Annotated in this window: 9 protein-coding genes; 5 read left to right on the forward strand and 4 right to left on the reverse strand. The window is 44.1% G+C overall.

The window, feature by feature from the left end; genetic code table 11:
- Positions 1-316: 316 nt before the first annotated feature.
- Positions 317-1,237: a GGDEF domain-containing protein gene (locus tag ACVBJC_RS17250; protein WP_447162164.1), complete on the reverse strand. Its 921-nt coding sequence runs from the start codon at positions 1,235-1,237 to the stop codon at positions 317-319.
- 296 nt (positions 1,238-1,533) lie between these two features.
- Here ACVBJC_RS17250 and ACVBJC_RS17255 point away from each other — a divergent pair, with 296 nt between their 5' ends.
- The 3 genes from ACVBJC_RS17255 (at position 1,534) to ACVBJC_RS17265 (ending at position 3,547) form a co-directional block, all read left to right on the forward strand.
- Positions 1,534-2,091 (forward strand): N-acetyltransferase family protein, encoded by a 558-nt coding sequence (locus ACVBJC_RS17255; RefSeq protein WP_447162163.1) that lies wholly within the window; start codon positions 1,534-1,536, stop codon positions 2,089-2,091.
- A gap of 8 nt (positions 2,092-2,099) precedes the next feature.
- Positions 2,100-2,450: a hypothetical protein gene (locus ACVBJC_RS17260; protein WP_447162162.1), complete on the forward strand. Its 351-nt coding sequence runs from the start codon at positions 2,100-2,102 to the stop codon at positions 2,448-2,450.
- Between the two features lie 401 nt (positions 2,451-2,851).
- Positions 2,852-3,547 carry a VC0807 family protein gene (locus ACVBJC_RS17265; protein WP_447162161.1) on the forward strand — a complete coding sequence of 232 codons (696 nt, stop codon included), beginning with the start codon at positions 2,852-2,854 and terminating at the stop codon, positions 3,545-3,547.
- A gap of 488 nt (positions 3,548-4,035) precedes the next feature.
- Here ACVBJC_RS17265 and ACVBJC_RS17270 read toward each other — a convergent pair whose 3' ends face one another.
- The 3 genes from ACVBJC_RS17270 to metK all read right to left on the reverse strand — a co-directional run bounded on the left by ACVBJC_RS17270 (position 4,036) and on the right by metK (position 7,732).
- Complete coding sequence (locus ACVBJC_RS17270) at positions 4,036-5,322, reverse strand: ImmA/IrrE family metallo-endopeptidase (RefSeq protein ID WP_447162160.1); 1,287 nt, start codon at positions 5,320-5,322, stop codon at positions 4,036-4,038.
- Between the two features lie 307 nt (positions 5,323-5,629).
- Positions 5,630-6,094: a GNAT family N-acetyltransferase gene (locus ACVBJC_RS17275; protein WP_447162159.1), complete on the reverse strand. Its 465-nt coding sequence runs from the start codon at positions 6,092-6,094 to the stop codon at positions 5,630-5,632.
- 483 nt (positions 6,095-6,577) lie between these two features.
- The gene (metK, locus tag ACVBJC_RS17280; RefSeq protein WP_447162158.1) at positions 6,578-7,732 is read right to left on the reverse strand and encodes a methionine adenosyltransferase; all 1,155 of its coding nucleotides are present in this window, start codon (positions 7,730-7,732) and stop codon (positions 6,578-6,580) included.
- 495 nt (positions 7,733-8,227) lie between these two features.
- Between metK and tkt the strand changes: the two genes are divergently transcribed.
- Positions 8,228-10,219, forward strand: coding sequence for a transketolase (gene tkt, locus ACVBJC_RS17285; protein ID WP_447162157.1), 1,992 nt, complete (start codon positions 8,228-8,230; stop codon positions 10,217-10,219).
- Between the two features lie 215 nt (positions 10,220-10,434).
- On the forward strand, positions 10,435-11,451 hold the full coding sequence (gene epd / locus ACVBJC_RS17290; RefSeq protein WP_447162156.1) for an erythrose-4-phosphate dehydrogenase: 1,017 nt from the start codon (positions 10,435-10,437) through the stop codon (positions 11,449-11,451).
- Positions 11,452-12,072: the final 621 nt, after the last annotated feature.

Below are 12,072 nucleotides of genomic sequence, written 5' to 3' on the forward strand. Positions count from 1 at the left end.
TGTTTTTTATGTAGGTTGGGCTTTAGCCCATCACAGATGACGGCATAAATGCCGACCTACAAAAATGCTTTAAAGAGCCAGGAGCCAAGAACACTCGTAAAGTCGCGGCTAGAGCGGACTTCGTCCTGCTATACAATCAAAAGAGGGCATTGTGTTTTTTATGTAGGTTGGGCTTTAGCCCATCACAGATGACGGCATAAATGCCGACCTACACAAGCGTCTATGTGGTCTTTCCGGCTCTTTTTTGTCTTTGCCTTTCAGCTTTTACCGTCTTAGCATTTTCTAGGACCTAGGACCTAGGACCTAGGATCTTCTATTAACCCCGATTTCTTTCAAGATCTGCAGTCGCTTGCTCCTGCATCGGAATTAACGTTAATTGAGTGTCTGGGGTAAAAAAGCATTTGCCTGTGACAAGATTAATTTCCGGTGCTTCCTTGCTGAGTCGTTTGCGCAAACGGGCGATTAAACTGTCTAAGTTAGACTCGTTATCAACAAAGGCGAGAATAATAAATTGCTGGTTTTGAATTCGCGCCGATATATCAGCTTCACGCATGCTTTCTGAAATAACCCTAGCCATAATTCGAATACGTTGTGTCTCGGTGTATTTCTGATGTTGGGAAGAGGGGACATCTTCTAGAATAATAATCCCGGCATGAGAGCCAAAGCGGCGACTCAAGCTTAACTGCCTAGGAGCCATTAAATTAAAACCGTAAGGATTGAGCATACAGGTAAATTCGTCCTGAACCGACATTCTCTGCAGCTGCTCCATCATATACATCTGCTTCAATTCACCTTGAATAAGTGCTTTTACCGTTTCGCAGACCGCTGCAGAGGTCGCACTGATTTTATCACTGGCGGGGTTACAGATCACAAGGCAACCAAATAGTCTGCCATCAGGCCAAGTGAGCTTGATAGCGAGTAATGTGTTAAAAACAGCAAAGCTGCCACCGAGCTTAGCGGGTTCAAATGGCACTAACCCGTAGCTGACTGTTTCGCAAATGGCATCAATAAGCCCTTCTCTTTGGAGCATATCGCCAGCGGCAAAGGCGTTACCTGTCTGCTGGGGACTGCTACATGTTATTTGGCCTCTATCACCATTAGACTGAAGAATAACAGTGGCTTCAGATTGATAAAGGTCGTTAATTAAGTCTACTTGTTGTTGCCATCTCGGCAAGCTAATAGCAGGATGATCCTGTTCCCTAATCCAAATGTTATGATTGATTTTTTGCGCTAACATGAGTGAGCTCGCTTATTGTTATGGAGGCCTAGACAGGCTTTTATCAAGCTTATATCGCCAAATAACTATACGGGCTTTGCTGGGTTATTTGAATGTTAAATATGTAAAAACCTGATCTGTATCTGGCTAAGTAATGCTCACCTGGTCACTTTGGTTAAGGATTTACAGTTTTATGCACTTCCTTAAAAAATAACGATAGTTTGAAGCCTAACGACCCTCACGATTATTCAGTTATAATTGCTAGTTAATTAGTGTTTTTACTCCAACAAAACCAAGATTGAGTGTAGAAGACAGAGATGAATATAAGACGTGCAAAAACCGCCGATATCGCAACCTTAGTTGCACTGGAGCAAGAACACTTACAAGATGAGCTTGTTGCCGATAAGCGCGACAATTCACTTGAGGGGCAATCGTTCACGCAGGCCGATTTAACGACATTGGTGGATCAGCATTGGGTGGTTGTGGCTGAAGTTGAAGGTGCTATAGTCGGTTATGTTATTGCGGGGCGATGGTCTTTCTTCAAGCAATGGCCTATCTATCGTAACTTGCTAAATCGTTTACCTCGTCTTGATTATGAGCGCGCAAAACTCACCGAGAAGAACTGCTGTCAATATGGGCCAATATGGATTGATAGTCGTCATCGCGGTCAGGGCATATTTGAAGCACTTGTGAGCTATATTAAAAAACTGGTCGCTAATGAACTGCCTTATATGTTGACCTTTATCGCAGAAGACAACGCAGGCTCGTTTGCCGCACATACTCGTAAAGGCGGTATGCAAGTTGTCGATTATATTAGTTATGATGGCCGTGATTATTACTTGCTTGTATTGCCAACCAGCGAAAGCTTTTTTTAAGGATTTTTATGTTATCTGAATCAGTAGCAGCCATTTTCTCTCCGTATCTAACATTAAACTTATCTGGGTTTGATAACCTTAAGTTGGTGGTTGCGGTATTAACGGCCCAAGGCCAAGAGTGTCATGCGCTAGAAGCAGAATTAACCTTTGAAGGTAAAACACAAACTGCGTACTTAGTGCGTTGGCACAAGCATTTTATCTATTGTGGTCGAACTAACTCTTACGGCAATGCGATTGATGAAGTCGCGAGTTTAGATGACATTAATCCAGAGTCGATACAGGTTCTACAACCGCCAGTCTTGTCGATGCAACAAGTTGAGTTTATGTGCATGGAAAACGCACATTTTGATCATTGTTGATAGAGAGTGTCAGCCTCTTGTTCACACTCTATAAAGCGGGGCAACGGCTTCCTCTGTTTACGCTCTTTTTATAAATAGTTTCCAATCCATGTCGATAATCGCCATAGATAACAGCTGTTTTTTATGGCGATTGGAGTTTGCTCAACGGAATGGTTATTCGGCATAGAAGAGTCGCCAACTTTCTTTTGTACAGTTTCAGACATTGTAGCGGCTAACATGCTGAGTCTCAGTTATGTTTGAACAAGAGTGACACCTGAGGTAGAAAAAGGTATTTTTACGCCCCTGTACGCGGTTTAGTATCAATGCTGGCATCATAAAGTGGCTAGTCTAAGATCATAGAAGCAGCGCTGGTTTATCTTTAAATTTTTTCGAAGCTTCATGCTTCGGCTGGAAAACAACATATGAGTAGTACATCGACACATAAACCTCGGCCTATGGTTGACCTGTTAGTGAGTATCGTCATCCCCGCTTTTATTCTAATGAAGCTAAGTGGTGATGATCAGCTCGGGGCGAGTGGTGGATTAATGTTGGCGTTAAGCTTTCCGCTAGGGTGGGGCATATTTGAGCGAATAAAGTATAAAAAGTTTAATTTTATTGCTCTGCTTGGCTTAGCCAATGTGATGTTAACCGGCGGCATTGGTTTACTGGAGCTTGACCTTAAATGGTTGGCAATTAAAGAAGCCGCGATTCCAGCCGCTATCGGCATTGCAGTGCTTATTTCGACTTTTACTTCTAAGCCACTAATTAAAGTCCTGGTCTTTAATCCAGCGGTGATGGACGTAGATAAGATCATGAAGCGCTTACAACAGAACAATTGTATGGCGGCGTTTGAAAAGCGACTCATGACAGCCACCTATTTTGTTGCCGGCTCGTTTGCGTTCTCGGCCACCATGAATTACATATTGGCCAAATGGATAGTCACCAGCCCTACTGGGACCCCTGAGTTCAATGAACAGCTGGGGCAATTGAGCTTATACAGTTACCCAATGATTGCCGTGCCATCGATGTTGATGATGATGGGCACCTTTTATTATTTATGGCGCACGATTCGAGATTTAACAGGGCTTAAGCTGGAAGAGGTTTTGGCAAACCAATAATGGTTGTGTCAGGTTGCGGCTGACTTTACGCTTTATAGCTTGAAGCAATCAAACTTAGTTTGATAAATCTATCAGGCTGCGCCTGACTTCTAAGTTAGACTTCATCTAACAATTAACGTCGCGGCGCTTCGACCGCAGCAGAGTAGAGCAATCAAGCTTCGCTTGATAAAGGTCGTGAGCTTCCAGCTCACACTCGGGCAAAAGGGGGACAACAGCTTCCCCCTCTTGCATCACCCGAGCCGCCCCTACGAAGTTGTTGATCCTCATGCTTATGGATAAATCGCTAACGCTTCCGATGGGGCATCCTGCCCCGCGAAAGCTACGCCGACATCCATGTCGGTATCACGCGATTTATTCCAACGCACTTCGGCAACTCCGATGGGGAATTGGCGTTTTCTGTGAGCTTGAAGATTCATTTGGTTTCTTCAAGAAATGGCTATTCAGCGTAGAAGCTAGTAGAGAATACTCATATTTCTTTTATTTGAAAATCATGCTGCAGATTCACGCAAAATACGTAATTGCTTCATGCGAATAATGACAACAGTTTTTGATACGTTAAATCGTTTCATTAATGACACTGAAATAGAGTTCATAGCAGATACATTGCAACTTTGTCCGTCAACAAATAGTAAACCAAACCCACGATCTACAATTCCTCGCTTTTCAGTTTCTGCTAGAAAAGCTTTAATAAATGCTCGCCTTGGCAATAGAAGACATGCTGCAAATTGGTTAGCTTGCCACTCCATCCGAATGACATCCTTTAATATAATATCGGTACGATCCACACTGACAAGGTGGGAGTCTAAGCAGTTTTCACCAACCATAAACTCAGAGTGTTTGAGGAATAGGTGCCCTAGTTCATGGGCGACTGTAAATCTAGTCCTTGATTCAGTTTCACATTGCTTGTTGTCAATATTTATAACACCATCTTCAAAGTTTACACATCCTAGGACACCAAGCTCTAAGCTTACACCCAACTTAACTTTCACAGTATGCTGTTCGAAAGCATATCGTTGTAGATCTTCTACGGATACTGGTCCGGAAAAATACTTAATACCTTTTAGTACATCTGCGCACAGATCCTCTATGACTTCAACTTCAAGGTATTTTACGAGTGAGTGTTTTTTTGGGGGAATGGTTTTAATGCGAGTATCAATATTTTGATGCTCTTTAGGTTCATTTTGCAAAATGAGGTTAGATATTAATTGATGAGTTGAAGTTGTATAAGTCCCGCTCGAGTAGCAGTAGAAATCGAAGCCTTTGCTTTTATATTCTTGTTCAAGTAAGCCTTCTGATACAGTTAATCGCTCTGTAACGCTTTCGCTTCTGCCCTTTATGAGAGATGGTGAACGATTTAATATCCATTCACGTTTATCTGGATTGAAGTACCGCAACAAGCCTATACCTTTAGACCTCGCAAATTTGAAAGCTCCGTCTTGGTATGAGTTAGTTGAGGCTATGATGCCTTTAATATTTGCTCCTGAAATCTGTTGGGCTTTGGCATAAAACTCTTCTACATCATCAACAGGCACTCGGTGATTGTAATTCTTGCATTCAATCAACACTAATACGGAGTATTCTTTCTGCCCAGGCTGGTAGATTTCAATAGACACGTCGAAGGTAATGTTTTTTTCTCGATCTTTAGAGTAATAACCTTTTTTAGTGAATATTTTGCAGCACTCTTTACGCGCCCAAAATCGATCATTTTCAATATCATCGGAGAAGATATCGAAGATAGTTTTTTCTAGCTTATCGCCTTTATCAACAGTGTTCATCTATGTACCATTTGAGCTTAAAGTTTAATATAGCTAAGTACCTTTTACGTATGGTAGAGGTAAAAGGGTGACGGTATTATTGATTGCAACTCGAATAATAACAATGTGTTAAACATGGTGGTGGGCAATAATGTCAAATTTTTTTTGAGCGGATTGCTGTAGATCCCTTCTTGGCCGTGTGTGAGCTGGAAGCTCACGACTTTGGTCAGGCGCAGCCTGATGCCTTAAAAATCTGGTGTGGGCGAAGCGCCACGATGTTTATCAAGCGTAGCTTGATTGCGTCAAAGGCCGTAAGGCCTCATCCCCACTAGTCTGTGGGAACAATACCCATTAAAACAAGTTCCTTATCAGAACTCTGATATTTGAGAAACAACTGCTGAATATCATTCGGCGCTGATGACACAGCGCTAAACCCATGTTTCGCGTAAAACCCTTCTAAATGCGCTAAGGCAAAAATATAGGTCTTGTCGTTATTGATAACGGATGCAAGTTCATCCATCAATTGATGACCCACACCTTGGCCGCGAAAATCTGGGTGCACCAACATGCCGGTTAAAATTGCTAACTGACCAATAGGCCGAATACGCGCACTAGCGACTATCTTGGAGGAAGTGATTCCCCCATAATTATCAAGGCTAGAGTTAGTTTGCGTTAACACGCAGATAGACTCTTTCTGCAACAAGCGTGCGTAAGGCATATGCTGGCGGTAGAACTTCTTCACCTCGATACGCTCATCAGGCGCTAACCAAGTTAATTGCAGCTTTGTATTCATTGCCGTTGTCATAAACAAAATGGTTTTGAGTCTATTTCTGAAAGTTAAATTGTCGCACCAAAGTGGAGTTACAGCTAGTTGTAGATGACTGGAATAATCGAATTATTCTTAATCAGTACTAAGGAGCGAAATGGTTGCGTCTGAAACCTAGTGTAGATGCGGATTAGGCCATCGAAAACAGGGATGTTTTCGTTGAGCTCACAGGGACGTGCTTGTAGCGAGCCTAAGCAGTATCTGCACATAAGCTTGCCGCAGGCAGTTGGAACCACAATAGATAAAGTTATTTACTTGGTTCCATATATCTAACCAAGCTAGAAATCATCCTTGGCAAATCGTCATAAATGTTCCAGACACAACGACGATTTACTATTTTGAAAAAGTCATCCATGGTAAATCGGCATAAATGTTCCAGACATAAAAAAACCGCCAAGTGGCGGTTTTTCATTGGCGTTGAACCAGCAACGCCGATTTAATCGATAACGATTAAAGACCTGCGTCAGCGCGTAGTGCGTCAACTTTGTCAGTAGCTTCCCATGGGAACTCGTTACGACCAAAGTGACCATATGCAGCCGTCGCTTGGTAGATTGGGCGAGCTAGGTTTAACATCTCTGTTAGACCGTATGGGCGTAGGTCGAAGTGACGACGTACTAGGTCAATCAATAGCTCTTCGCCAACTTTAGCAGTGCCAAATGTTTCGATGCTGATTGACGTTGGCTCTGCAACACCAATAGCGTAAGACACTTGAAGCTCACAACGGTCTGCAAGACCTGCTGCAACGATGTTCTTAGCAACGTAACGTGCTGCGTATGCTGCACTACGGTCAACTTTTGATGGGTCTTTACCAGAGAAAGCACCACCACCGTGACGAGCCATACCACCGTATGTGTCAACGATGATCTTACGACCCGTTAGACCACAATCACCTACTGGACCACCGATAACGAAACGGCCAGTTGGGTTGATGAAGTATTTAGTGTCTTTAGATAACCACTTAGCCGGTAATACTGGCTTGATGATGGTTTCCATTACACCTTCAATGAGGTCTGCTTGAGTCACATCTTCGCTGTGCTGCGTAGATAGAACAACTGCATCGATACCAGCAATGCTGCCATCTGAGTTATAAGCAAAAGTAACCTGACTTTTCGCATCAGGACGTAACCATGGAAGTGTCTTGTCTTTACGTACTTCAGACTGACGCTTAACTAGCTTGTGCGAATAAGTAATAGGCGCAGGCATGAGTACGTCGGTTTCGTTGTTGGCATAGCCAAACATTAAACCTTGGTCACCAGCACCTTGCTCTTTAGGGTCAGCACGGTCAACACCTTGGTTGATGTCTGGAGACTGCTTACCAATTACGTTTAGGATAGCGCAAGAGTCGGCATCAAAACCCATATCTGAGTGAGTGTAGCCAATGTCACGTACAGTCTTACGGGTGATCTCTTCGATATCAACCCAAGCTGAAGTGGTAACTTCGCCGCCAACCATAACCATGCCAGTTTTGACATAAGTTTCGCATGCTACACGAGCTTTTGGATCTTGCGCCAAAATTGCGTCTAGTACCGCATCAGAAATCTGATCGGCGATTTTATCTGGATGACCTTCTGAGACCGACTCAGAGGTAAACAAGTGCTTTGCCATGATGGAAAATCTCGTCTTTAAACAATTTGAATGTGTAGAAGTATCTACATCTAGACGGCTATTCTAGTGTAAAACAGAGTTGATGACACCCCTTTCACTAAATTTTGTGCAGTCACGCGCGCATTTTATTTGCTAGATGGATATTTAATAGGGTTTTTGATTTACATTAGATCTATGTAAGTAAAGGTGATTTTTACTGTTTTATGCGCAGCGTTCTGATTTAGGAATGATCAATAATTTGCCCATTTTTGCCAAAAACTCACCGCTGAAATAGAAAAAAGCTATTATTTGATGGCATTAATTTGCTCAAGCTTCATTCATCTCACTTAAAAGTGCCAATATTTTTCATTCTGGGTGAATTAAATTTGCGTCCTACTGGCGAGTAGGCGAAAATATGGCTCCAAAATTTGCTGTAGGGAAGGGAAAAGCAAATACAAATTTGTGGCCCTTTTCTCAATCTAAGCCTCAATACCTCAAAACGAAGCAGGAGAGAGCATGTCATCTCGTAAAGAACTCGCAAACGCAATCCGCGCATTGACCATGGATGCTGTTCAAAAAGCCAATTCTGGTCACCCAGGTGCACCAATGGGGATGGCTGATATTGCTGAAGTGCTATGGAACGATTTCCTAAAGCACAACCCAAACAACCCAGACTGGGTTGATCGTGACCGCTTTATCCTTTCTAACGGCCACGGCTCTATGCTTATTTACTCTTTGCTGCACCTTACAGGTTATGCATTACCTATCGAAGAGTTGAAAAACTTCCGTCAGCTTCACTCTAAAACACCAGGTCACCCAGAATACGGTTACACACCCGGTGTTGAAACGACAACGGGCCCACTAGGCGCTGGTATCAGCAACGCTGTGGGTATGGCGATTGCTGAAAAGACACTGGCTGCACAGTTCAACCAGCCAGGTCATGACATCGTTGATCACTTCACATACTGCTTCCTAGGTGATGGCTGTTTGATGGAAGGTATCTCTCATGAAGCATGTTCACTAGCCGGCACATTAGGTTTGGGCAAGCTAGTCGCGTTCTGGGATGACAACGGTATCTCTATCGATGGTCACGTAGAAGGCTGGTTCACTGACGATACGCCTAAGCGTTTTGAGTCTTACGGCTGGCATGTTATTGCAAACGTAGACGGACACGACAGCGACGCAATCCGCGCAGCTATCGAAGAAGCTAAGTCTGTTACAGACAAGCCAACCATGATCTGCTGTAAAACGACTATCGGTTTTGGTTCACCAAACAAGTCTGGCAGCCACGACTGTCACGGCGCACCACTAGGTGATGCTGAAATCGCAGCGGCTCGTGAATTCCTTGGCTGGAACCACGGTGCATTTGAAATCCCAGAAAACGTTTACGCGGGTTGGGATGCTAAAGAAGCGGGTCAAGCTAACGAAGCTAACTGGAACGATAAGTTCGCAGCATATGAAGCAGCATTCCCAGAATTGGCGGCTGAATACAAGCGTCGTGTTATTTCTGGCGACCTACCTGCTGACTTTGAAGAAAAAGCACAAGCTTTCGTTCAAGAGTGTCAAGATAAAGCAGAAGGCATTGCTAGCCGTAAAGCATCACAAAATGCTATTGGTGCATTTGGCGCTATCCTACCTGAAATGCTAGGTGGCTCTGCAGATCTAGCCGGTTCTAACCTAACGCTTTGGTCAGGCTCTAAAGGTATTCAAGACGATCCAGCCGGTAACTACATCTATTACGGTGTACGTGAATTCGGCATGAGCGGTATCATGAACGGTGCTTCTCTACACGGTGGTTTCATCAACTACGGCGCAACGTTCATGATGTTTATGGAATACGCACGTAACGCTGTACGTATGTCTGCATTGATGGGCATTCAGAACATCTTCGTTTATACCCATGACTCTATCGGTCAAGGTGAAGATGGTCCAACTCACCAGCCAGTTGAACAGCTTGCAAACCTACGTATGACACCAAACATGACGGTATGGCGTCCATGTGATGCGGCTGAAACTGCGGTTTCTTGGAAGAATGCAATCGAGCGCCGTAACGCGCCAACATCGCTAATCTTCAGCCGTCAAAACCTACCAGCTCAAGCACGTAGCGCTGAGCAGTTAGCAAACGTTGTTAAAGGTGGTTATGTACTAAGTGATTGCGCTGGTACGCCAGACCTAATCCTTATTGCTACTGGCTCTGAAGTTCAGCTAGCACTAGATTCTGCAAAAGTACTGACTGAGCAAGGCCAAAAGGTTCGCGTTGTGTCTATGCCGTCAACTAACGAGTTCGATAAGCAAGATGCGGCTTATAAAGAGTCTGTACTACCAGCCTCTGTGACTAAGCGTGTTGCGATTGAAGCGGCTCACGTTGATTTCTGGCACAAGTATGTTGGCTTTGGCGGCGCAGTTGTGGGCATGAGCACCTTCGGTGAGTCTGCTCCTGGTGGCGACTTGTTGAAGTACTTTGGCTTTACTGTTGAAAACGTTGTAGCAACCGTTAACGGACTATAATCAGCTAACGTGTCAGAGCTAATGATGCAATGGGCGGTTAACCTAGGCGCGAGTCGAAAGATTAATCAGTGTATTGCATCAATAATTTGCTCTATGATACAGAATAATTGTTTACGTATTTTTTACTTTAAGCATTTATGATACAACGGCTTACCTATTGAGGTAGGCCGTTGTCGTATCAATAATTAAGCTGTTAAAGGAAATAGAAAGCTTACATGATCAGAGTCGCTATCAATGGTTATGGCCGTATCGGTCGTTCAATTCTTCGTGCAGTGTATGAATCTGCCAAACGTGACCGCATTCAGATAGTGGCGATTAATGAGTTGGCCAAACCTGAAGCGATGCTTCATTTAACTCAGTACGACACCACCCACGGGCGCTTCCACACCCAAGTGTCACTTGATAATCAGCATATGATTATTGGTGACGACGCCATTAAATTGCTGCATGAACCTAATCCTGAAAATCTGCCCTGGAAAGAACTGGATATTGATATTGTTTATGAAGCGACGGGCGTGCTTAATGACAGAGTGCAATGTGAAGCGCATATAAAAGCGGGTGCTAAGCAAGTTCTAATCAGTAACCCGTCATCTAGCGATGTCGACGCCACCATTGTTTATGGTGTTAACCAAGATTTACTCAAAGCCGAACATACCATAGTGTCGAATGCATCATGCACGACTAACTGTATCGTACCGGTGATCGACGTGCTCGATAAGCATTTTGAAGTTAAAAGTGGTGCGATTACCACTATCCATTCGGCAATGAATGATCAGCAAGTGATCGATGCCTATCATGACGATTTACGTAGAACCCGCGCCGCTGGTCAATCAATCATCCCTGTCGATACTAAACTTGCTCGGGGTATTGAGCGTATTTTGCCGCACATGAAATATAAGTTTGAAGCTATCTCTGTACGCGTGCCGACCATTAACGTCACCGCAATCGACCTTTCCGTTACGCTCAATAAGCGCGTCGATATCGAAACCGTGAACCGAGTGCTTAAACAAGCAACTGAAGGTTCATATTCTGGCGTGGTCGGATTTACCAATGAGCCGTTAGTATCGTGTGACTTTAACCACGACCCACGTTCAAGCATTGTCGATGGCACGCAGACCCGAGTCAGCGATGGTCATTTGGTGAAGCTATTACTCTGGTGTGATAACGAGTGGGGTTTTGCTAACCGTATGCTCGATACCAGTTTAGAGATGATTAAGGCAAGAAGGTCCTAGGATCTAGGTCCTAGGAAAGTCAAAGACGGTAAAAGCAGGTTAAAGGCTGAGAAGGTTCTAGGTCCTAGGAAAAGCGAAGACGGGAAAGGCCGGAAAGGCTGAGACGGTGCGAGCAGAGACGGAAAAGCTAAGAAACGGCAAAGATGGGACTTTGCTGTTCCTAGTAGGGCGTAGCCCGTCCTCGCAGCGAAGCGTCCTAGGATCTAGGTCCTTGTTCTAAAGTAGGTCGGCATTTATGCCGTCACCTTTGATGGGCTAAAGCCCAACCTACATAAAAAACACAATGCCGTCTTTTGATTGTATAGCAGGGCGAAGCCCGCTCTAGCCGCGAAGCGTCCTCGCAGCGAGTTTACGAGTGCTCTAGATTCTAAAGAAGATAAAGCCGAAAGAGCAGGTGATAAGTCGAGAATAGCTGAGACGATACAAGCTGAGACGGCAAAGGCCGCAAAGGCAAGATGGTAAAACAAAAGCTGAATAGACAGAGAATCAACGGCAGCGGAAAACGAAAGATTATAAAGAGCCAGCTTGGTGTTGTTTGGTATGCAGAACCTAGAACCTAGAACCTAGAACCTAGAACCTAGAACCTAGAACCTAGAACCTAGAACCTAGAACCTAGAACCT

The organism is Shewanella sp. 0m-6 (assembly GCF_052977325.1).

What these genes read in the sequence shown, in the direction of transcription:
- epd (WP_447162156.1), top strand. Translation starts at nt 10,435, where the DNA reads ATGATCAGAGTCGCTATCAATGGTTATGGCCGTATCGGTCGTTCAATT.
- metK (WP_447162158.1), bottom strand. Translation starts at nt 7,732, where the DNA reads ATGGCAAAGCACTTGTTTACCTCTGAGTCGGTCTCAGAAGGTCATCCA.
- ACVBJC_RS17275 (WP_447162159.1), bottom strand. Translation starts at nt 6,094, where the DNA reads ATGAATACAAAGCTGCAATTAACTTGGTTAGCGCCTGATGAGCGTATC.
- ACVBJC_RS17250 (WP_447162164.1), bottom strand. Translation starts at nt 1,237, where the DNA reads ATGTTAGCGCAAAAAATCAATCATAACATTTGGATTAGGGAACAGGAT.
- ACVBJC_RS17260 (WP_447162162.1), top strand. Translation starts at nt 2,100, where the DNA reads ATGTTATCTGAATCAGTAGCAGCCATTTTCTCTCCGTATCTAACATTA.
- tkt (WP_447162157.1), top strand. Translation starts at nt 8,228, where the DNA reads ATGTCATCTCGTAAAGAACTCGCAAACGCAATCCGCGCATTGACCATG.
- ACVBJC_RS17255 (WP_447162163.1), top strand. Translation starts at nt 1,534, where the DNA reads ATGAATATAAGACGTGCAAAAACCGCCGATATCGCAACCTTAGTTGCA.
- ACVBJC_RS17265 (WP_447162161.1), top strand. Translation starts at nt 2,852, where the DNA reads ATGAGTAGTACATCGACACATAAACCTCGGCCTATGGTTGACCTGTTA.
- ACVBJC_RS17270 (WP_447162160.1), bottom strand. Translation starts at nt 5,322, where the DNA reads ATGAACACTGTTGATAAAGGCGATAAGCTAGAAAAAACTATCTTCGAT.